This window comes from Lentzea fradiae (genome assembly GCF_900100955.1).
Taxonomy (GTDB): Bacteria; Actinomycetota; Actinomycetes; order Mycobacteriales; family Pseudonocardiaceae; genus Lentzea; species Lentzea fradiae.
The window spans coordinates 319,454-340,233 of record NZ_FNCC01000007.1; the positions used below are offsets into that span (position 1 = coordinate 319,454).

A 20,780-nucleotide genomic window follows, 5' to 3' on the forward strand; every position below is an offset into this window, starting at 1 on the left:
TGGTTCTCGTCACCCATCGGAACGCACCTGCCCCCAATACACGGCGGTGTCCCCGTAACGCTTGGCGCGCAGCGGTTCCACCACCTCCGGCCAGCCCGGTTCGGCACTTCGCGAAGCACGTTCCACGATCAAGAGGGCCTCCGGCGCCAACCGGCCGGCGACACCTCGTAACACCTTCGCAAGGTCGTCGTCCCCCACCGAGTACGGCGGATCGGCGAAGACGACGTCGAACGCCTCCCCCTCGGCAGCGACAAACGCCTCGGCCGCCCGGTTGACGACGAGAACGTCCCCCATCCCCAGCTCCCGCGCGTTGGCCTTGATCACCTCGGCCGCCCGCCGATCAGCCTCGACGAACGTCGCATGAGCGGCCCCCCGGCTCAACGCCTCGAACCCCAGCGCCCCGGACCCGGCGTACAGGTCCAGCACCCGAGCGCCGTCAAGGTCGGCGAACGACTCCAGCGAACTGAACAACGCCTCCCGAACCCGCTCGGACGTGGGCCGAGTGCCCTTGGGCGGCACCTTGAGCCGACGACCACCAGCGACCCCGGCAACGATTCGTGTCACCCCACCATCGTCCCAGCACACACGGGCAACGGCGAAGCCGAGCAGTCCCTGCCAAAGCGAGGCGCGGTGGTGGCTCCCTCAGGAGTGCCGGGAGCCTTCGGAACCCGCTCAAGCGATCGACTGCCACCACCCGTCGACGTCCCCGGGAGCGTCCACGTCCACCCGCTCCCCTGGCCGGGGCACGGCCATGGTCATCCCCCGGGCCTTGACCTCCCGCCACACCCGGTCGATCGGCTCCCCCCAGGGATGCAACGACAGGTTGAACGTCGCCCAGTGGACAGGGATCAACAACCCACCCCCGAGATCCTCGAACGCCCGAACCCCGTCCTCGGGCGTCATGTGGATGTCAGGCCAAGCATCCGCATAAGCCCCGACCTGCATCAGGACAGCGTCGAACGGCCCATACGAAGCCCCGATCTCCTTGTAGCCGGAGAAATACCCGGTGTCCCCGCTGTAGAACACAGACCGATCCCCACGAGCGATCACCCACGAAGCCCACAACGTGACGTCACGAGCCACAGACCGCCCGGAAAAGTGTTGTGCCGCAGTACAAGTGAGCGTGAACCCGTCCACCTCGTACGACTCGTCCCAGTCGAGCTCGACCACCCGCGAAGCAGGCACGTCCCACCGCTCCAAATGCGCCCCGATCCCCAACGGGACGACGAACACGGCGGAAGTGGACCGAGTCAGCTCCTGCACGGTGGCCATGTCGAGGTGGTCGTAGTGGTCGTGCGAGATCACCACGGCGCTGACGGTCGGCAAATCGGACAACTCGTGCGGCACCGGGTGCAGCCTCTTGGGCCCGAGATGGGCGGAAGGCGACACCCGGTCACTCCACACGGGATCGATCAGCACAGCCGCGCCGTCGATCTCGACGAGCGACGAGGCGTGTCCGAACCAGGTGATGTGCAGCCCCGACGTCACCGGCTCCGCGGGTCCCACCAGCGGCACGGCACCGGACGGCTTGCGGTCGGCGCCGCCGAGGACGAACTCGCGCATCGGGATCGCGTCGCGGTCCGGCGTGCTGCGGATCTTCGCGCGGTTGCGGAACTTCCCGTCGCGGTACTGCGGTGAGCGCGCCATCTTGACCGGGTCCGGCGTGCCGCCCAGCTGTTTCGGAACGTCCCTCAGTGCCCACGCCACGCCCGCCAGTCCGAGCAGGCCGGCCAACGCCTTCTTCATGCGAATCCCTTTCCCCTGACCCCGTGCCCGGTGCAACGCACGGAATCGTCGTGGAGTTCCTCGCTCCGCGCACAACGAAACGGGCCCGGCACGCGTGTGCCGGGCCCGTTTCGCGACTCAGGTCACTCCAGGACGATCAGGAGGTCCCCGCCCTCCACCTGCTGGGCTCCGCGCACCGCGAGGCGCTGCACGACACCCGCCTTGGGCGCGGTGATCGCGGCCTCCATCTTCATGGCCTCGATGGTCGCGACGGTCTGGCCCGCCTCGACCCGGTCGCCCTCCTCCACGGACGCCGTCACGACGCCGGCGAACGGTGCCGCCACGTGGTTCTGGTTGCCGCGGTCGGCCTTCTCGGCCACCGGGACGTCGGCGGCCACCGAGCGGTCGCGGACCTGGATCGGGCGCAGCTGCCCGTTCAGGGTCGCCATGACGGTGCGGATGCCGCGCTCGTCGGCCTCGGAGATGGCCTCCAGGCCGATCAGCAGCCGGACGCCGGGCTCCAGGTCGACGGAGTACTCCTCGCCGGGGCGCAGCCCGTAGAAGAAGTCCTTGGAGCGCAACACGGACGTGTCGCCGTACGCCTCGCGGTGGACGGTGAACTCCTTGGTGGGCGCCGGGAACAGCAGCCTGTTCAGCGTCGCCCGCCGGTCCTCGGCGAGACCGGTCTCGTCCTCCGCCGACAGCTCCTCGACCCGCTTCGGGGCCGCGCGGCCCTCCAGCGCCTTGCTGCGGAACGGCTCCGGCCAGCCGCCGGGCGGGTCACCCAGCTCGCCGTGCAGGAAGCCGATCACCGACGCGGGGATGTCGTACTTGCCGGGGTTCTGCTCGAACTCCTCCGGCGCGACGCCCGCGCCCACGAGGTGCAGCGCGAGGTCGCCGACGACCTTGGACGACGGCGTCACCTTCACGAGGTGGCCGAGCATCCGGTCGGCCGCCGCGTACATCGACTCGATCTCCTCGAACTTGTCGCCCAGGCCCAGTGCCACGGCCTGGGTGCGCAGGTTCGAGAGCTGACCACCGGGGATCTCGTGGTGGTAGACGCGGCCGGTCGGGCCGGGGATGCCGGACTCGAACGGCGCGTAGATCTTGCGCACGGCCTCCCAGTAGGGCTCCAGGTCGCACACGTTCTGCAGGTCGAGGCCCGTGGCGCGCTCGGTGTGGTCGGTCAGCGCCACGATCGACGACAGCGGCGGCTGCGACGTCGTGCCCGCCATCGACGCGGTGGCGCCGTCGATCGCGTCGACACCGGCCTGGATCGCCGCGAGGTAGGTGGCCAGCTGGCCGCCCGCCGTGTCGTGGGTGTGCAGGTGGACCGGGAGGTCGAACTCCTTGCGCAACGCCGTGATCAGGCGGGACGCGGCCGGTGCCCGCAGCAGGCCCGCCATGTCCTTGACGCAGAGCACGTGCGCTCCCGCGCCCACGATCTGCTCGGCGAGCTTGAGGTAGTAGTCCAGTGTGTACAGCCGCTCGTCCGGGTTGGACAGGTCGCTGGTGTAGCAGAGCGCGACCTCGGCGACCGCGGTCCCGGTCTCGCGCACGGCCTCGATGGCCGGGCGCATCTGCTCGACGTCGTTCAGCGCGTCGAAGATCCGGAAGATGTCGATGCCGGTGCTGGTGGCCTCCTCGACGAACGCCTTGGTGACCGCCTCCGGGTACGGCGTGTAGCCGACCGTGTTGCGGCCGCGCAGCAGCATCTGGAGGTTGATGTTCGGCACGGCCTCGCGCAGTGCCGCGAGCCGCTCCCACGGGTCCTCCGCGAGGAACCGCAGCGCCACGTCGTAGGTCGCGCCGCCCCAGGCTTCCAGCGACAGCAGCTGCGGCGTCATGCGCGCGACGTGCGGCGCGACGGCGAGCAGGTCCTTGGTGCGCACTCGGGTGGCGAGCAGCGACTGGTGCGCGTCGCGGAACGTCGTGTCCGTGACGCCGACGGCCTTGCTCTCCCGCAGCCAGCGCGCGAAGCCCTCGGGGCCGAGCTCGACCAGCTTCTGCTTCGAGCCGGCCGGGGCGTCGGTGCCGAGGTCGACCTCCGGCAGCTTCTCCCGCGGGTCGACCGCGGTCGGACGGGCGCCGTTGGGGTGGTTGACCGTGACGTCGGCCAGGTAGGTGAGCAGGCGCGTGCCGCGGTCGGCCGAGTGGCGGGCCGTCAGCAGGTGCGGGCGCTTCTCGATGAACGACGTGGTGACGCGGCCCTCGTAGAAGTCCGGGTCGTCGAGCACCGCCTGGATGAACGGGATGTTCGTGGACACGCCGCGGATGCGGAACTCCGCGATCGCGCGCCGCGCACGGGCGACGGCGAGGCCGAAGTTGCGGCCGCGGCACGTCAGCTTCACGAGCATCGAGTCGAAGTGCGGGCTGACCGCCATGCCCGCGCCGGCCGTGCCGCCGTCGAGGCGGATGCCGGAGCCACCGGGCGAGCGGTAGGCGCTGATCGTGCCGGTGTCCGGGCGGAAGCCGTTGGCCGGGTCCTCCGTGGTGATGCGGCACTGGAGGGCGGCGCCGCGCAGCTGCACCGTCTCCTGGGACAGGCCCAGGTCCTCCAGCGTCTCGCCGGACGCGATGCGCATCTGCGACTGCACCAGGTCGACGTCGGTCACCTCCTCGGTGACCGTGTGCTCGACCTGGATGCGCGGGTTCATCTCGATGAAGACGTAGTTGCCCTGGGGGTCGAGCAGGAACTCGACGGTGCCCGCGTTGCGGTAGCCGATGTGCCGGGCGAACTTGACGGCGTCGTTGCAGATCCGCTCGCGCAGCTCGGGGTCGAGGTTCGGCGCGGGCGCGATCTCGATGACCTTCTGGTGGCGCCGCTGCACGGAGCAGTCGCGCTCGAAGAGGTGGATCACGTTGCCCTGGCCGTCGGCGAGGATCTGCACCTCGATGTGGCGCGGCTCGACGACGGCCTGCTCGAGGAACACGGTCGGGTCGCCGAACGCCGACTCCGCCTCGCGTGACGCCGCCTCCAGCGCCTCGCGCAGCGCGGCCGGGTCGTCGACCTTGCGCATGCCGCGGCCACCACCACCGGCGACCGCCTTCACGAACACGGGGAAGCGCATCGACTTCGACGCTTCGAGCAACGCGTCGATGTCCGACGACGGCGCGCTCGACTCCAGCACCGGCAGCCCGGCCTCGCGGGCGGCGGCGATGGCACGCGCCTTGTTGCCGGTGAGCTCCAGCACCTCCGCCACCGGGCCGATGAACGTCAGGCCCGCCTCGCGGCAGGCCATCGCCAGCTCGGGGTTCTCGGAGAGGAAGCCGTAGCCGGGGTAGATCGCGTCGGCCCCCGCCTTGCGCGCCGCCTTGATGATCTCCTCGACGGAGAGGTAGGCGCGGACGGGGTGCCCCGGCTCACCGATCTCGTAGGCTTCGTCCGCCTTCAGGCGGTGCAACGAGTTCCGGTCCTCGTGGGGGAACACCGCGACCGTTCCCGCGCCCAGTTCGTAGGCGGCCCGGAACGCGCGAATCGCGATCTCGCCGCGGTTGGCGACAAGAACCTTGCGGAACATCCGAAGCCCTCCCGGAGTTACTCGACGGTCAGTTCAGGCACGTTACCGTGCGACTCTTGCCTGTTGGGAGAACCGTCCCACGTGATGGGTGTCATCCTGATCGGTCTTGCCGCCGGTGATTCTCGCGTGGTGGGCGCCCCACCGGCACCCGCCACCCGGTCAGACTGCGGCCGGTAGTGGGTTTCACCGGATCGTGTGACGATCTTGGTCACAGGCTCGGTAGGGTGAGCCATATGGCCGGGGCTGATGGAGCCGGGCAGCCTACTGCCCGCACACCGCATTTCGACGTTGTCCTCCGTGGTTACAACCAGCGGCAGGTGAATGAGAGAGTCACGCGCCTCGAGTTCGACCTCAAGAACGCGAGCCGGGCCCGTGACGCGGCATCGGCCCAGGTCGGCGAGCTGACGAAGCTGCTGAACGCCATGCGCGCCGACCTCGACAAGACCAAGATGCAGCTCCACAACCTGGCCAACAGCCCGTTGAGCGCGTCGAACGTCACAGAGCGCGTGCGCGTGATGATGAGCCTGGCCGAGGAAGAGATCGCGGACATCCGCAAGGACGCCCTCGACAAGGCCGCCGCGACCCGCGCGGAGGCGGAGAAGTGGGCGGCGGACCAGCGCGAGTCCCACCAGCGCCTGCTCGCCGAGACCGAGGCCCGCCGCAAGCAGCTGGAGCACACCTACCAGCAGCGCAACGCCGACCTCGACAAGCAGTTCGCCGGCCGCCGCGCCGAGCTGGAGGCCGAGTTCGAGGCGATGCGCGCCAAGCTCGCCGCCGAGCACGAGTCGCTCACCGCCGAGGTCCGCGAGGAGGGTGAGCGCGTCGCCGCCGAGTTCGAGAAGAAGTCGGCCGACCTCGACGCCCGCCGCACCGAGCTCGACCAGAAGTACAAGGCGTACCACGACGACCTCGACAAGGAGTACGACGGCCTCAAGGGGAAGCTGACCGCCGAGCACCAGAAGGTGCTGGCCGACGCGCGGGCCGAAGCCGGCAAGATCGTCGCCGACGCCGAGGCCAAGCGCACCGAGGCGCTCGGCAAGCTCGACAGCGAGCTGGCCGCCAAGAAGGCGGAGGCCGAGAAGGTCCTGTCCGAGCTCGAGGCCGAGTCGCTCGCCAAGGCCGAGAAGACCACCGCCGACGCGTCCGCGCAGGCCACCACCCTGGTCAGCGCCGCGGAGGAGAAGGCCGCGAGGACCCTGCGCGAGGCGGAGGAGAAGGCGCAGACCACCGTCGCCGAGGCCGACGAGAAGGCCACCACGCTCGTCCGCGACGCGGAGGCCCGCACGTCCGCCCTGGTCCGCGAGGCGGAGGAACGCTCAGCCGCCGCCGTCGCCGAGGCGGACCGGCGCGCCGCGGCCGCCGCCGAGAAGGAAGCCGCCCTGCGCGCCGCGCACGACAACCTGGCCACGCAGTTCCACGCCGCCCAGGCCGCGGTGGAGGCGGCGATGTCGGTGCTCAAGCCGCTGGAAGACGGGACCGCGGAGGACGACGACCCCGCCCCGTCCGGTGCCGACGCCGCGGCCAACGCTGCCGGGTCGAACGGATCCGGCGCGGGTGGCGAGGAGAAGACGGAGCAGCTGCCGAAGCCCCGGCAGAACTGACCTCCCGGTTCGCGAGAACGGCGGCGGCGCGCTTCGGCGCACCGCCGCCGTTCTGCTGTCGTGAACCGGACCGGCCCGGGCCAGCCCTGCACCGGGTCGCGGTGAGCCGGGCCGCGGCTACGCCTTCTCCAGGAACTCCGCCCGTTCCTCCGTCAGCAACGTCGCCACCATCCCCGCCAGACCGGGATGCCGCTCCAGGTCCGGGTCGGCGTCCACGAACCCCTGGGCGGCCACCCGTGCGTCGGCGATGATGTCCTCGTCGCGCAGCAGCGAGAGCATCTTGAGCGCCGAGCGGCGGCCCGACTGCGCGGCGCCGAGGATGTCGCCCTCCCGGCGCAGCTCCAGGTCGAGCTGGGCCAGCTCGAACCCGTCGAGCGTCGACTCGACGGCCCGCAGCCGTTCCATCGTCGCCGTCATCTCCGGCATCTCGGTGACCAGCAGGCACAGGCCCGGCGCGCTGCCGCGACCGACCCGGCCGCGCAGCTGGTGGAGCTGCGAGACGCCGAAGCGGTCGGCGTCCATGATCGCCATGACCGTCGCGTTGGGGACGTTGACGCCCACCTCGATGACGGTGGTGGCGACGAGGACCTGCACCTCGTTGGCGGCGAAGGCGCGCATGACCGCGTCCTTCTCGTCGGGTGGCATGCGGCCGTGCAGGATCTCGACGCGCAGCCCCTTCAACGGGCCCCGGGCCAGCATGGTCGCCACGTCGATCACGGACAGGGCCGGGCGCTTGTCCTCGTCGTCGGACTTCGCGGGCTCCTCGTCGCCGATCCGCGGGCACACGAAGTACGCCTGGTGCCCCGCGGCGACCTCCTCACGCACCCTGGCGAACGCGCGGTCGAGCCACGCGGGCTTCTCGCGCACCGGCACGACCGACGTCTTGATCGGCGACCGGCCACCCGGCAGCTCGCGCAGCGCCGAGACCTCCAGGTCCCCGTAGACGGTCATGGCGACCGTGCGCGGGATCGGCGTGGCCGTCATGACCAGCACGTGCGGGTTCTCCCGCTCACCGCGCGCACTCAGCGCCGCTCGCTGCTCGACGCCGAAGCGGTGCTGCTCGTCGACGACCACCAGACCGAGCGAGTGGAACTCGACCTTCTCCTGGATGATCGCGTGCGTGCCGACGACGATGCCCGCCTCGCCGGTCACGATGTCCAGCAACGCCTGCCGCCGCTGCGCCGTGTTCATCGAACCCGTCAGCAGCGTCACGCGCGTCGCGTTCTCCGCACCGCCCAGCTGACCCGCCTGGGCGAGGTCGCCGAGCATCTCCGTGAGGGAACGGGCGTGTTGTGCGGCAAGGACTTCGGTGGGGGCGAGCATCGCCGACTGACGGCCCGCGTCGACGGCCTGCAACATGGCCCGCAACGCGACCATCGTCTTGCCGGAGCCGACCTCGCCCTGCAGCAGGCGGTTCATCGGCACGGTCGACTCCAGGTCGGTGGCGATCTGCTCGCCCACCTCCACCTGACCGGCCGTGAGCGTGAACGGCAGCCGCGCGTCGAACGCGTCGAGGATGCCGCCGGACTTGCGGGCGCACGAGGGCGCGGGGCGGGCGGTGGACGCCTTGCGGCGCTGGGCGAGGGTGAGCTGGACGGCGAGCGCCTCGTCCCACTTCAGCCGTTGCTGCGCCACGGTGATCTCCGCCCAGCTGTCCGGCCGGTGGATCGAGCGCAGCGCCTGTTCCAGGCCGACGAGGCCGTGCTCCTCGCGGAACGCGGCGGGCAGCGGGTCCTCCGGCACGCCGTCCCAGATCTCCAGCAGCTGCTTGACGCAGTTGGCGATGTTCCACGTGTTGATGTGCTGCGAGGCCGGGTAGACCGGCAGGAACGCCTGAAGGAACGACGAGCCGTCGCGCTCGTCGGTGAGCACCTCGAACGCCGGGTGGACCAGCTGCAGGTTCTGCCGGTAGCGGCCGACCTTGCCGGCGAACAGGGCGCGCGTGCCCGGCAGGAGCTGCTGCTCGGCGACGAACGCCGGTTTGCCGAAGAACACCAGGTGCAGCTCCGAGGTGCCGTCGGTGATCACGGCCTCGGTCATCTGGCCGCGGCGCGCCTTCATCTGGCGCTTCTGGCACTTGCGGACCTCGGCCTGCACCGTGACGTGCTCGTCGATCTCGAGCGACCTGATGTCCGTCAGCTTCCCGCGCTCGTCGTAACGGCGCGGGTAGTGGCGCAGCAGGTCACCGACCGTCGTGAGGCCGAGGCCGGTCTCCAGTGCGTCGGCGGTCTTCTTGCCGAGCAGCGGCTGCAGCTTGTCGTCGAAGGAGATCATCGCGTCCCATTCAACTACTCGACACCGACAAAGATGAGCGCGTCCGGCTGCCCGCCCGGATACGCGGTCACCTCGACCTCCGGATGGGTGACCCGGACGTGGTCCTCCACCGCGTCCACCAGGCCGTCCGGACTGCCGGCGCCCAGGAGCAGGGTCACCAGCTCACCGCCGCCCGCCAGCATGCGGTCGACCAGCCGGCACGCCAGCGCCGTCACCGAGTCCGCGGACGCGGGACCGGGCTCGATCAGCACGACCTCGCCGTCCAGCATCCCCAGCAGGTCCCCCGGCTGGCAGCGGCCCACCCACGTCATCGCCTCGGCGGCCGCGAGCGAGACCTCGCCGCGGCGGGTGGCCGCGGCGGCCTCGGCCATCGCGACGACGTCGTCGCCGGCACGGCGAGAGGCGTCGTGCACCGCCAACGCGGCGAGAGCCTGCACGGGTGACAACGTCGGCACCACCACCACGTCCTGCCCTGCGGCCTGTGCGTAGGCCACGGCTTCCTCCAGCACCTCACGGATGTCCGGATCGCCGGGCAGCACGGCGACGTGACGCGCGCGCGTCGACACGATGGCGGCCACCAGGTCCGTGGGCGTGGCCGAAGAAGAAGCGAGGTCGAACACCGTGGCGCCTTCCGCGCGGAACAGGTCCACGGCGCCGCTGACGACCACCACGATCGCCCTGTCACGCACGAACCGGGACGCCTGCGCCGCGATCTGGTCCGCGAACCGCGCCACCGTGATGCGGTGCGGACGTCCGGCGCGCACACCTGCCTCTATGGCCGCGCCGATGTCGTTGCAGTGCACGTGCACCGTCCACAACGACGCGCCGTCACCCACGACGGACACGCAGTCGCCCAGCAGGTGCAACGACGCGCGCAGCTCGCCGACGGCCTCATCCGAGGTCTCGTCGAGCAGGTACATCACCTCGTACTCGAACTCCGCGGAGCCGCCCTCGCGCTCGGTCGTGAGCGACTCGGGCGTGCGCGGCAGGGGCAGCGGCGCGTCCACCCGCGTCTCCACGGCCTGACCGGTGATCACCGCGGCCAGTGTGTCCAACAACACAACCAGCCCGCGTCCGCCCGCGTCCACGACACCGGCCTTGGCCAGGACCGCGAGCTGGCGAGGCGTGTCCGCCAGCGCCGTGGCGCCCGCGCGCGAGGCCGCCACGACCACCGCGTCGAGCTCGTCGGACGTGCAGTCGCGGGCCGCCTCCGCCGCCGCGTGCAGCACCGACAGCACCGTGCCCGGCACCGGCTTCGACACGGCGGCCGTGGCCAGCTCGTCGGCCCGGTGCAGCCCCTTGCGCAGCGCGGAGCCGGTGACCAGCGAGACCTCCTGCACGGTCTCCGCGAGTCCCCTGAGCACCTGCGACAGGATCACGCCCGAGTTGCCGCGGGCCCCGGCCAGCGCGCCGCGGGCCATCGCCGACAGCGCGTCGCCGACCGACGACATGGGCGAGCGCAGCAACGCGTCGAGGGCGGACTGCATGGTGTGCAGGAGGTTGGTGCCCGTGTCACCATCGGGCACCGGGAAGACGTTGATCTGGTCGATCGACTCACGGTGGGCGTCCAGCGACCGCACGCAGGCGTCCGCCCACCTGCGGACCGCGACCGCATCCATGACCTGCATGGCGGCGAGAGTATCCACCCGGTTTGGTCGCTGGTGAGGCCACCGGCTACCCTGACTGGGTTGCCGTGCCCGGTTGAGGCTTGTGCACGCTTGCGCGCCCACCGGGACGCGAGACTTAACGCTTGAGGAACCTGAAGGAGTGGCTGACGTGGCTGCCGTGTGCGACGTCTGTGGCAAGGGGCCGGGCTTCGGCCATTCGGTTTCACACTCCCAGCGGAAGACGAACCGCCGCTGGAACCCGAACATCCAGTCCGTGCGCGCCAAGGTCGCGAGCTCTCAGCGCCAGCGCATGAACGTGTGCACCTCGTGCCTGAAGGCCGGCAAGGTCGTGCGCGGCTGACAACGCCACAGTTCGTTCAGTTCGAGAAGGGCCCGGCTCCGGCCGGGCCCTTCTCGCATGCCCGGACCTTCCACGACGGCCCGTCCGATACGCACGCGGGGCCCTTTCGTACTGTCTGACAGTACGAAAGGGCCCCGCGTGCGTATCAGGGCCCCGCGTGCGTATCAGGGCCCCGCGTGCGTATCAGGGCCCCGCGTGCGTATCGGAGTTAGGGGAGCTTCCAGTCGACGGGCTCCGCGCCCTGCTTCTCCAGCAGCTCGTTGGCGCGGCTGAACGGCCGCGAGCCGAAGAACCCGGAGTGCGCCGACAGCGGCGACGGGTGCGCGGACTCGATGGCGGGCAGCGGTTGCAGCAGCGGACGCAGGTTGCGCGCGTTGCGGCCCCACAGGATCGAGACGAGCGGTGCGTCGCGGGCGGCGAGCGCCTTGATGGCCTGCTCGGTCACGGCCTCCCAGCCCTTGCCCTGGTGGGAGTTCGCCTTGCCGGGCTGGACGGTGAGCGCCCTGTTGAGCAGCAGCACACCCTGCTCGGCCCACGGGGTGAGGTCGCCGGTGGACGGCATCGGGTGCCCGAGGTCCTCGACGTACTCCTTGTAGATGTTGACGAGCGACTTGGGGATGGGCCGCACGTCGGGGGCCACCGAGAAGGACAGGCCGACCGCGTGCCCCGGCGTGGGGTACGGGTCCTGGCCGACGATCAGCACCTTCACCTGGTGGAACGGCTGCTGGAACGCGCGCAGCACGTTCTCACCCGCGGGCAGGTAGGTGCGACCGGCGGCGACCTCCGCGCGCAGGAACTCACCCATGGCGGCGATCTGGTCGGCAACGGGGGCGAGAGCTTCAGCCCAGCCGGCTTCGACAACTTCGTTGAGGGGACGAGCCACGGCTGTGAACCCTATCTCACTCAGTCGAGGCGCCTGAGCTTCTCCCGGTACAGCGCGATGTTCTGCACGTACTTCTCGACGATGAAGGCCCAAGCCTGTTCCGGCACAACGTATCCGGCACGCTCGCGGGCCGGGACGCCGAGCATCATCGTGCGCTCGCGGACGTGGCCGTCGAACGAGACGACCGCTCCGGCGCCGACGATCGCGCCCTTCTCCACGATGGATCCGTTGAGCACCACCGAACCCGAGGCGATCAGGCACTCGTCGGCGATGGTGGCGCCTTCGATGTGGACGTTGTGCCCGATGACGCACGACGAGCCGATGTGCACCGGGTGGACCTCGGTGCAGTGGATCACCGTGCCGTCCTGGATCGACGTGCGCTCGTCGATGACGATGCGGCCGTAGTCGCCGCGCAGCACGGCCTGCGGCCACACCGACGACTGCGCGCCGATCCGGACGTCGCCGATCACGGTCGCATCCGGGTGCACGTACGCGTCCGGGTGGATCTGCGGCGTGTACTCCCCCAACGCATAGATGGCCATGCGCCCGAACCTACAACGACTTCCCGAAGCAGCGGCTGTCCGGGTGGTCGCTGTAGACGCCGAAGTTCGCGATCCGCTCGTAGCCGCTGGAGGTGTAGAGGCTGATCGCCTCGGGCTGGCGGGTGCCGGTCTCCAGCACGATGCGCGCCAGGCCGGCCTCGCGCGCGGTCTGTTCGAGGTGGGCCAGCACGCGCCGGGAGAGGCCCTGCCCGCGCGCGGACTCGACGACGTACATCCGCTTGATCTCGGCGGCGCCCTCGACCTCGTCGTTGACCCGCCAGCCGCCGCACGCGACGGGCACGCCGCCGAGGTAGCCGATGACGAAGTAGCCGAGCGGCGGCGCGAACTGCTCCGGGTCGACCGGCGTGATGTCCTCGTCGCCGTAGCGCTCGACGTAGACCTGCTGGAGGTCGTCGATCATCTTCACCGAGTCTGGATGGTCATACGCGCGCGTGCATAGTTCCACGCCCTTGAGTCTACGCCCGCCAGTGCTCCCAGCCAGGAGGTTTCTCGTACGCCCTGCCGTCCACCGTCACGCCCTCCCCCGCGCGGACGGTGCCGATGGTCGTCCAGTTCGGCGGGACGGCCTTGGGACCGGGGAACGTCGCCGCGAGCGCGTGGTCCTCGCCGCCGGTCAGCGCCCAGTGCCGGGCGTCGCCGCCGAGCGCGGACGCGACGTCGAGCAGGCGGGAGTGCAACGGCAGCAGGTCCGTGCGGACGTCGATCGCCACCCCGCTCGAGTCCGCGATGTGCGCGAGGTCCTGCAGCAGCCCGTCCGAGACGTCGATCATCGACGTGGCCCCCGCCTCCGCGGCCCTGGGGCCCTCCTCGTACGGCGGCTCCGGCGAGCGCTGGGCGTTGACGATGCCGACCGGCGAGCGGAACCCGCGGCCGAGCACGGCCAGTCCCGCGGCGGCCCAGCCGAGCCGTCCGGTGACCGCCACGACGTCGCCGACGAGCGCCCCGGACCTCGTGACCGGCTCGAGCCCGTTCATGTCGCCGAGCGCGGTGATCGAGATCACCAGTGTGGCGGAGCTGACCATGTCGCCGCCGACGATGCCGGCGCCGGCGGTCGCCGCCTCGTCCCACAGGCCCGACATGATCCCCTCCACGACCGCCGCGGGGGTGTCCGGCGGGCAGGCGAAACCGACCAGCAGCGCGGACGGCAGTGCGCCCATCGCCACGACGTCCGCGAGGTTCACCGCGGCCGCTTTTCGGCCCACCTGTTCAGGTGTGGACCAGTCCAGTCTGAAGTGGACACCCTCGACCAGCAGGTCCTTGGAGGCGACGACCCGTCCGTCGGGGACGGCGACGACGGCCCCGTCGTCGCCGGGACCGAGAACGGTCGTCTCCGGCTGCGCGCGACCTGTGGTCACCCTGTGGATGAGGTTGAACTCACCCACGTCGGCGACCGTCTCCGCGTCGCGCGGCGGCTCCGGACGCAAAGTTGCCTCCCGATCTGAGCATTCGGAACCCCGACTGGGGTACGTTGCGTGACACGTTCCTACCCCGACCCAACCTGTCGCGACGAAGGGGCACGCCGTGGTGCATGCATACATCCTCATCCAGACCGAGGTCGGCAAGGCCGCCGCAGTCGCCTCCGAGATCTCCGGGATCACCGGGGTGGCGACCGCGGAGGACGTCACCGGTCCCTACGACGTGATCGTCCGCGCGGAGGCCGACACCGTCGACCAGCTGGGCCAGCTCGTCGTCGCGCGCATCCAGAACGTCGAAGGCATCACCCGGACCTTGACCTGCCCGGTGGTCCATCTTTAGCTCGCCCGTGTTGTCATAACCGGGTGACTGCGCAGGAATCCACCTCGGCGCTGTCCCGGCCGCTGATCGCGGCGGTCGGGCTGGCAGTGCTGCTCGCCATCGGTGTCGCCGGGCTCGGTCTGTGGCTGGGCACCGGGAACCAGACCGAGGAGAACGTGCCTGGTCGCACGGGCCCTCTCGCGCTGGTCCCCGTCGACGCGCCGGGGGCGGGCTCACCGGAGTGCGCTTCTCTCGTCGAGAAGGTCCCGGTCGGGCTGCCGTCCGGGAAGGACATGCTGCCGCGCAGGGAGATCGCCACTCCCGCGCCCCCCGCCACGGTCGCGTGGGGTGACGCCAAACACGATCCGGTGGTCCTGCGGTGTGGTCTGCCGCGGCCGGCGGAACTCAGCGCAACCTCCCAGCTGCGGGTGATCTCCGACGTCCAGTGGCTGGAGCAGCCCGGCGCGGGCAGCTCGACGTGGATGATCGTGGACCGCGGCGTGTACGTGGCGCTCACGGTGCCCGACGAGGCGGGCACCGGTCCGTTGCAGGACATCTCGACGACGGTGCGCGACCTGCTGCCGAAGCAGCAGGTGCAGACCTCCTGACCTCCCCCTGACGTTACGCGGGGCCCTTTCGTACTGTCTGACAGTACGAAAGGGCCCCGCGTAACAGCGTGGAGGCACGGCGGCGGGTGGGTGGGCCGGAGAGGCGGTCAGCGCAGGCCCGAGCCTCGCGCCACGGCCGTCTCGACCAGCGTGGTCAGCAGCGTCGCGAAGTCGATGCCCGTCGCCTCCCACGCCTTGGGGTACATGGAGATCGGCGTGAACCCGGGCATCGTGTTGAGCTCGTTGATGATCAGCTCGTTGTCCTCGGTGAGGAAGAAGTCCACCCTGGACAGGCCCTGGCAGTCGAGCGCCTTGAACGCCCTGACCGCGACCTCGCGCAGCTGCGCGGTGGTGGCGTCGTCGAGCTTGGCCGGGATGTCGGCCTCGTAGGAGTCGTCCAGGTACTTGGCGTTGAAGTCGTACCACTCGACGCCCTCGCCGACCGGGCGCAGCTCGGCGGGCAGCGACGCCTCGACGCGGCCGTCCGGGAACTCCAGGACGGCGAGCTCGATCTCGCGGACGTTCGGCACGGCGGCCTCGACGATGACCTTCGGGTCGTGCTGCCGGGCCTGGAAGATGGCCGCGTCCAGGTCGTCCCAGTCGCTCACCTTCGAGATGCCGACGGACGAGCCGGCGCGCGACGGCTTCACGAACACCGGCAGGCCGAGGTGCTCGCGCTCGTCGAGGGTCAGCGTGGTGGCGGCGCGGTCGAGCGAGACGTACCGGCCGACGTTCAGGCCCTCCGCCTCCAGCAGCTTCTTGGCGAAGACCTTGTCCATGGCCGCGGCGCTCGCGAACACGCCGGGACCGACGTACGGGAGCCCGCCGAGCTCGAGCAGGCCCTGGATGGTGCCGTCCTCGCCCCAGGCCCCGTGCAGCAACGGGAAGACGACGTCGACGTCCTTCAGGGCCTGTCCGGGTTCGACGGCCACGACGGACGTGTCGCGCAGCGTGGGGAGGGTGCCGGGAGCCGCTTCGAGCACGCGCGGGTCCGTGCCGAGGGTCCACTGGCCCTGCGGGGTGATGCCGACGGGCACGATCTCGAACCGGTCCGGGTCCAGGTAGGGCAGGACGCTCTTGGCGGACTGGCAGGAGACCTCGTGCTCGGAGCTGCGGCCGCCGAACACCACGGCCACCCTCGTCTTGCGCTGCGTCATGCCGGGGACCCTACCCGTTTGGGCGATTGTGCCCGCCGGCCACTTCGAGCAGCTCCGTCAGCACGGGCAGGGCGCTCACCAGCTGTTCACGCGAGCACGCGCTGTACCCGATCGCCAGGCCGTGGAACTTCGCCCGGTGCACGTAGTGCCGCGCCAGCCCGTCGACCCGCAGGCCGCGTTCGAGTGCCTTGCGCATGACCTCGCGCTCCTGTTCGGCGGTGGGCAGCAGCACGACGACGTGGGCGCCCGCGTCGTCACCGATCATCCTGATGCCCGCCGCCGCGAAGGTCTCCACGATCAACGCCCTGCGCTCGGACAGCTCCCGCCTGAGCTTGCGGAGGTGCCGGCCAAGATCACCGCTTCGGGCGAACGCGACGACGACCCGCTGGCCCGCCGCGGCCGGGCTGGTGCCGGTGAGGTCGCGGTGCTCCAGCACGGCCGTGGCGATGTGCTCCGGCGCGACCATCCAGCCCGCGCCGAGCGTCGGCGTGAGGATCTTGCTCGTGGTGCCGAGGTGGACGACGACGTCCGGGGCGAGCGCCGCGAGCGACGGCAGCGGGGCGACGTCGTAGCGCAGCTCGCCGTCGTAGTCGTCCTCGATGACGAGCCAGCCGTCCCGCCGGGCGCGTTCGACCAGCGCGACCCGGCGGGCCGCGGACATGCGCCCGCCCACCAGGAACCGCTGGGCGGGCGAGCAGTAGACGGCCTTCACGCCCGCGGGGACGGCGTCCGGGAGGAGCCCCTCCTCGTCGACCGCCGCCTGCACGACCTTGAGCCCGTTGGCCTTGAACACGCCGACGGCGCGCTGGTAGCCGGGTTCCTCGACGGCCACGGCGTCACCGCGGTCCAGCACCGCGACCGCGATCTCGGTGAGCACGGCCGTGGTGCCGCCGGTGGCGATCACCGGGTCGGCGTTGACGGCGAGCCCGCGGTGGCGCAGCAGGTGCTCGGCGATGACCTCGCGGTACTCGGGCAGGCCCGCGCGTTCGGGGCGGGACAGCGGCGGCGCGTAGGCCGCGGCCCGCCACGCCCTGCGCCACGCGGCGCGGTCGAGCCCGCTCGCCCACGGCGCCCCGGTGCCGAGGTCGACGAAGTCGGTGATCACGGGCGCCACGGGCTTGCGCGAACGTTTGCGCAGCGGGCCGGGCGGAGTTGTGGTGACGTAGGTGCCGGAACCGTGCCGTCCGGCGATCCACCCTTCCGCGTGCAGCTGCTCGTAGGCCGCCGCGGTGACGGTGCGGGAGACGCCGAGGCTGTCGGCGAGCGCGCGGGTGGACGGGAGGCGGTCACCCGCGCGCAGCCGGCCCTCGGAGGCGGCGGAGCGCAGGGCGTCGGCGAGCTGCACGGCGAGCGGTTCGGCCGACTCGCGGTCCAGGGCGACGGGCAGTGCGGTCTCAGCCAAAGTGGCCTTCTCAAATCGGCGGTTAATGGCGCTTCAATGATGCCACTTGGCCCGTCAGAGTGGTGCGCATGACCTCTGACGTGCAGCTCTCCCCCACCGACCGCAGCACCGTCGTGCGCGGCAAGACACGGGCCGTCCTCGACCGCCAGGTGCTCTACGACATCCTCGACGCGGGCCTGGTCTGCCACCTCGCCGTGGAGGTCGACGGGGCGCCGTTCCTCATCCCCACCGCGTACGGCCGCGACGGCAACCGCATCTTCCTGCACGGCTCGACGGGGTCACGCTCCATCAGGACCATGATCGAGGGCAAGCCGGTGTGCGTCTCCGTCACCCTCGTCGACGGGGTCGTCTACTCGCGGTCGGTGTTCCACCACTCGATGAACTACCGCTCGGCGGTCATCCACGCCACGGCGAAGGTCGCCGACGACCCCGAGCACGCGTTGAAGGTCATCGTCGAGCACGTCACGCCCGGCAGCTGGGACTACGCCCGCGGCCCGTCCAAGAAGGAGCTCGCGGCCACCGTCGCGCTGGAGATCGACCTCACCGAGGCGAGCGTCAAGGTGCGGCAGGGCGGTCCCGGCGAGGAGCAGGAGGACCTGGACGCCGACCTCGTGTGGGCCGGGCACCTGCCGCTCGTGCAGACGTGGGGCGCGCCCGTGCCGCACGAGACGGACAAGGACGTGCCGCCGCACGTCAGCGCACGGGGCCGTTGACCGGGTCGAAGCGGTACGGGGTCATGGAACGCGTGCCGTGGCGGTACACGTGGATCGACACGGCCGGGTCCGCGCCGTCGTTGCGCACCTGGTGCACGTAGCCGGGGCCCCACACGCGCGACTGACCGGCGTGCAGCGAGTGCACGACCTGGATCTTCGTCGTCACGACCTCCGTCAGCGCACCGCTGACCACGGTGAACGCGCCGGAGGTCATGTCGTGGTCGTGCAGCGAGGCGGTCTGGCCGGGCAGCCAGCTCATCAGCCAGATCTCCTGGTCGTCGGTGTGCTCGACCAACGCCGAGAAGCGCTCCTCCGGGTCGTACCGGAGCAGGTGCTTCCAGCGGTCGCGGTCGGCCGCCCACGACAGTGCCACCCGGGCGGGGTGCAGCAGTGCGGAGTTCTCGGGCAGTACGACGGTGTTCTCGGGAACGGCGAACATCGGAAGAACAGTCCTTACCGTGGCGAGTGCGCGAAAAGAGGACGCGGGACTATCGCCAGGTACAACACAGTGTGAAGAAGGACATGTGGCAGAGGGTCCCGAACTCGGGACCCTCCGTCAATCCAGTCCCAAAGCGTGGGACACGTCCGCGACCAGGTCACGAGTGTCCTCACAGCCGCACGAGAGGCGCACCAGACCCTCGTGCACCGGGTCGCCGAACTGCGCGCGCCGGTCCGCCGTCGTGTGCAGCCCGCCGAACGACGTCGCCGCCGACACGAGCTTCGAACGCGACAGGAACTTCTCCACGGCCGCCACGTCGTCGAGCACGAACGTCAGCACGCCGTTGAACCGCCGCATCTGCTGCGCCGCGACCAGGTACGCGGGGTCCTCCGGCGCACCGGGCCAGCGCAGACCCGCGACACGGCCCTTGAGCAGCGCGTAGACCGCCTCGGCGTTCTCCGCCTGCCGCGCGAGCCGCAGGTCCAGGGTGCCGAGGCCGCGCAACGCGAGCCACGTCTCGAACGGGCCGGGGATCGCGCCGTTCATCGTCCTGGCGTCGCGCAGCCGTCCGGCCAGCTCCTCCGACGCCGCCGTGACGTGTCCGAAGAGGACGTCGCTGTGCCCCGCCACGGCCTTCGTGTCCGACGCCACGACGAGGTCCGCGCCCAGCTCCAGCGGACGCTGGCCGAGCGGCGTCGCCGTCGTGTTGTCGACGGCCAGCAACGCGCCGGCCTCGTGCGCCCGCGCCGCGAGGTCCGCGATGTCGCACACGTCCAGGCCGGGGTTCGACGGCGTCTCCAGCAGCACCAGCCGGACTCCGTCGAAGGACGGGTACGGCCCGGCGGTGGGCACCTCGACCACGTTCACGTCCATTTCGGACACGAACTTGCGGGTCAGGAAGTAGCCGTCGGACGGCACGACCAGCGTGTCACCGGACGACAGGACGGTCCGCAGCAGCGTGGAGATCGCGGCCATGCCGGACGGGAAGGCGACGCACTCGCCCCCTTCCAGCGTCCCCAGCGCGGACTCCAGCGCCCGCCACGTCGGGTTGCCCGCGCGGCCGTAGTAGTCCTGGCCGCCCAGGTGGTACGACGACGCGAACACCGGCTGCGCGCCGAACGGGTCGCCCGGCTCGCCCGGCACCGCGTGCACGACTCGCGTGCCGTCACCGAAGTTCTCGTTCACTGGCGCTCGTGCTTCCTGTCTCGTCCCAGCAGCGCCGCACCGAGGTCGCGCACGCTCAGCCCGTCGTGGCACACCTGGTGGACGCCTTCGGTGATCGGCATGTCGACGCCGTGCGCCGCCGCCAGCTCGCGGATCGACGAGCACGACTTCACGCCCTCGGCGACCTGCCCGTGCGCGGCCTCCTGCGCCTGCGCGAGCGTCTCGCCCTTGCCGAGCCGCTCGCCGAAGGTGCGGTTGCGCGACAACGGCGACGCGCACGTGGCCACGAGGTCGCCCAGGCCGGCCAGCCCGGCGAACGTCAGCGGGTCGGCCCCCAGCGCGGCACCCAGCCTGGCCGTCTCGGCCAGGCCGCGGGTGATGATCGACGCCATCGTGTTGTCGCCGTAGCCCATGCCCGCCGCCATGCCGCACGCCAGCGCGATGACGTTCTTGCACGCACCGCCCAGCTCGCAGCCGACGACGTCGGTGTTGGTGTACGGGCGGAAGTACGAGTTCGAGCACGCGTGCTGCAGGTCGACCGCGCGGTCGTGGTCCGTGCACGCGATGACGGTCGCGGTCGGCTGCCCGACGGCGATCTCCTTGGCCAGGTTGGGTCCCGACACGACGGCGACCTGCGACTCGTCCACACCGGCGACCTCGCGGATCACCTCGCTCATCCGCTTGAGCGTGCCCAGCTCGACGCCCTTGGACAGCGACACGAGCGTCGCGTCCCGCGGCAGCAGCTCCCGCCACGCCGAGAGGTTCGCGCGCAGCGTCTGCGACGGCACCGCGAGCACGACGGCGTCCGCGCCGTCGAGCGCCTTCGCCGGGTCGGCCGTCGCGGTCAGGTTGGCCGGCAACGAGATGCCCGGCAGGTAGTCGGCGTTCACGCGGGTCTCGGTGATGACCGAGGCGACCTCCTGGCGGCGGGCCCAGAGCGCGACCTCCGGCCCGGAGTCCGCGACGACCTTCGCGAAGGTCGTGCCCCACGACCCGGCGCCCAGCACCGCAACACGGTCGATCGCCAT

The 20,780-nt window shown here is 71.0% G+C and carries 19 protein-coding genes; 5 read left to right on the forward strand and 14 right to left on the reverse strand.

Translation table 11 applies throughout. From position 1 onward, the window contains the following. Positions 1–9 precede the first annotated feature (9 nt). From rsmD to BLT23_RS18695, 3 genes are all read right to left on the reverse strand, one after another. Positions 10–564, reverse strand: coding sequence for a 16S rRNA (guanine(966)-N(2))-methyltransferase RsmD (rsmD, locus tag BLT23_RS18685; RefSeq protein WP_090051050.1), 555 nt, complete (start codon positions 562–564; stop codon positions 10–12). Between the two features lie 108 nt (positions 565–672). Continuing rightward, positions 673–1,746, reverse strand: coding sequence for an MBL fold metallo-hydrolase (locus BLT23_RS18690; RefSeq protein WP_090051051.1), 1,074 nt, complete (start codon positions 1,744–1,746; stop codon positions 673–675). 122 nt (positions 1,747–1,868) lie between these two features. After that, positions 1,869–5,246 carry a pyruvate carboxylase gene (locus tag BLT23_RS18695; RefSeq protein WP_090051052.1) on the reverse strand — a complete coding sequence of 1,126 codons (3,378 nt, stop codon included), beginning with the start codon at positions 5,244–5,246 and terminating at the stop codon, positions 1,869–1,871. 317 nt (positions 5,247–5,563) lie between these two features. Here BLT23_RS18695 and BLT23_RS40800 point away from each other — a divergent pair, with 317 nt between their 5' ends. Then, entirely contained in the window at positions 5,564–6,847 is a 1,284-nt protein-coding gene (locus BLT23_RS40800) for an SPFH domain-containing protein (RefSeq protein WP_176946809.1), read from the forward strand. A gap of 117 nt (positions 6,848–6,964) precedes the next feature. Here the strand turns inward: BLT23_RS40800 and recG are convergent, their stop codons facing one another. Then, positions 6,965–9,121 (reverse strand): ATP-dependent DNA helicase RecG, encoded by a 2,157-nt coding sequence (recG, locus tag BLT23_RS18705; protein WP_090051054.1) that lies wholly within the window; start codon positions 9,119–9,121, stop codon positions 6,965–6,967. A 14-nt stretch (positions 9,122–9,135) separates the two neighbouring features. After that, positions 9,136–10,749, reverse strand: coding sequence for a DAK2 domain-containing protein (locus BLT23_RS18710; protein WP_090051055.1), 1,614 nt, complete (start codon positions 10,747–10,749; stop codon positions 9,136–9,138). Positions 10,750–10,897: 148 nt separating this feature from the next. Between BLT23_RS18710 and rpmB the strand changes: the two genes are divergently transcribed. Beyond that, positions 10,898–11,089: a 50S ribosomal protein L28 gene (rpmB, locus tag BLT23_RS18715; RefSeq protein ID WP_090051213.1), complete on the forward strand. Its 192-nt coding sequence runs from the start codon at positions 10,898–10,900 to the stop codon at positions 11,087–11,089. Positions 11,090–11,297: 208 nt separating this feature from the next. On the opposite strand, the gene BLT23_RS18720 is transcribed toward rpmB, so the two are convergent. Genes BLT23_RS18720 through BLT23_RS18735 form a run of 4 tightly spaced genes read right to left on the reverse strand, consistent with a single transcriptional unit; the run spans position 11,298 to position 13,959 of the window. Further along, positions 11,298–11,972, reverse strand: coding sequence for a uracil-DNA glycosylase (locus tag BLT23_RS18720; protein ID WP_090051056.1), 675 nt, complete (start codon positions 11,970–11,972; stop codon positions 11,298–11,300). Positions 11,973–11,992: 20 nt separating this feature from the next. Beyond that, positions 11,993–12,514, reverse strand: a complete 522-nt coding sequence (locus BLT23_RS18725) for a gamma carbonic anhydrase family protein (protein ID WP_090051057.1) — start codon at positions 12,512–12,514, stop codon at positions 11,993–11,995. A gap of 10 nt (positions 12,515–12,524) precedes the next feature. Further along, on the reverse strand, positions 12,525–12,935 hold the full coding sequence (locus tag BLT23_RS18730) for a GNAT family N-acetyltransferase (RefSeq protein WP_176946810.1): 411 nt from the start codon (positions 12,933–12,935) through the stop codon (positions 12,525–12,527). A gap of 55 nt (positions 12,936–12,990) precedes the next feature. After that, the gene (locus tag BLT23_RS18735) at positions 12,991–13,959 is read right to left on the reverse strand and encodes a thiamine-phosphate kinase (protein WP_090051059.1); all 969 of its coding nucleotides are present in this window, start codon (positions 13,957–13,959) and stop codon (positions 12,991–12,993) included. A gap of 97 nt (positions 13,960–14,056) precedes the next feature. Between BLT23_RS18735 and BLT23_RS18740 the strand changes: the two genes are divergently transcribed. Further along, positions 14,057–14,290 carry an Lrp/AsnC ligand binding domain-containing protein gene (locus BLT23_RS18740; RefSeq protein WP_053736927.1) on the forward strand — a complete coding sequence of 78 codons (234 nt, stop codon included), beginning with the start codon at positions 14,057–14,059 and terminating at the stop codon, positions 14,288–14,290. A 23-nt stretch (positions 14,291–14,313) separates the two neighbouring features. Further along, complete coding sequence (locus BLT23_RS18745) at positions 14,314–14,877, forward strand: DUF3515 domain-containing protein (RefSeq protein ID WP_245744025.1); 564 nt, start codon at positions 14,314–14,316, stop codon at positions 14,875–14,877. A gap of 107 nt (positions 14,878–14,984) precedes the next feature. On the opposite strand, the gene BLT23_RS18750 is transcribed toward BLT23_RS18745, so the two are convergent. Then, positions 14,985–16,034 (reverse strand): D-alanine--D-alanine ligase family protein, encoded by a 1,050-nt coding sequence (locus tag BLT23_RS18750; protein ID WP_090051060.1) that lies wholly within the window; start codon positions 16,032–16,034, stop codon positions 14,985–14,987. A gap of 10 nt (positions 16,035–16,044) precedes the next feature. After that, complete coding sequence (gene pdxR, locus BLT23_RS18755; protein WP_090051061.1) at positions 16,045–17,436, reverse strand: MocR-like pyridoxine biosynthesis transcription factor PdxR; 1,392 nt, start codon at positions 17,434–17,436, stop codon at positions 16,045–16,047. Between the two features lie 68 nt (positions 17,437–17,504). On the opposite strand from pdxR, the gene BLT23_RS18760 reads away from it, so the two are divergent. Next, positions 17,505–18,149: a pyridoxamine 5'-phosphate oxidase family protein gene (locus tag BLT23_RS18760; RefSeq protein ID WP_090051062.1), complete on the forward strand. Its 645-nt coding sequence runs from the start codon at positions 17,505–17,507 to the stop codon at positions 18,147–18,149. Here BLT23_RS18760 and BLT23_RS18765 read toward each other — a convergent pair. The 3 genes from BLT23_RS18765 to BLT23_RS18775 all read right to left on the reverse strand — a co-directional run bounded on the left by BLT23_RS18765 (position 18,130) and on the right by BLT23_RS18775 (position 20,780). Further along, positions 18,130–18,588 carry a cysteine dioxygenase gene (locus BLT23_RS18765; RefSeq protein ID WP_090051063.1) on the reverse strand — a complete coding sequence of 153 codons (459 nt, stop codon included), beginning with the start codon at positions 18,586–18,588 and terminating at the stop codon, positions 18,130–18,132. The two genes, BLT23_RS18760 and BLT23_RS18765, sit on opposite strands and share 20 nt — an antisense overlap. 117 nt (positions 18,589–18,705) lie before the next feature. After that, the gene (locus BLT23_RS18770; RefSeq protein ID WP_090051064.1) at positions 18,706–19,773 is read right to left on the reverse strand and encodes a cystathionine gamma-lyase; all 1,068 of its coding nucleotides are present in this window, start codon (positions 19,771–19,773) and stop codon (positions 18,706–18,708) included. Then, positions 19,770–20,780, reverse strand: coding sequence for an NAD(P)H-dependent glycerol-3-phosphate dehydrogenase (locus BLT23_RS18775; protein ID WP_090051065.1), 1,011 nt, complete (start codon positions 20,778–20,780; stop codon positions 19,770–19,772). Before BLT23_RS18775 ends, BLT23_RS18770 begins: the two co-directional genes overlap by 4 nt.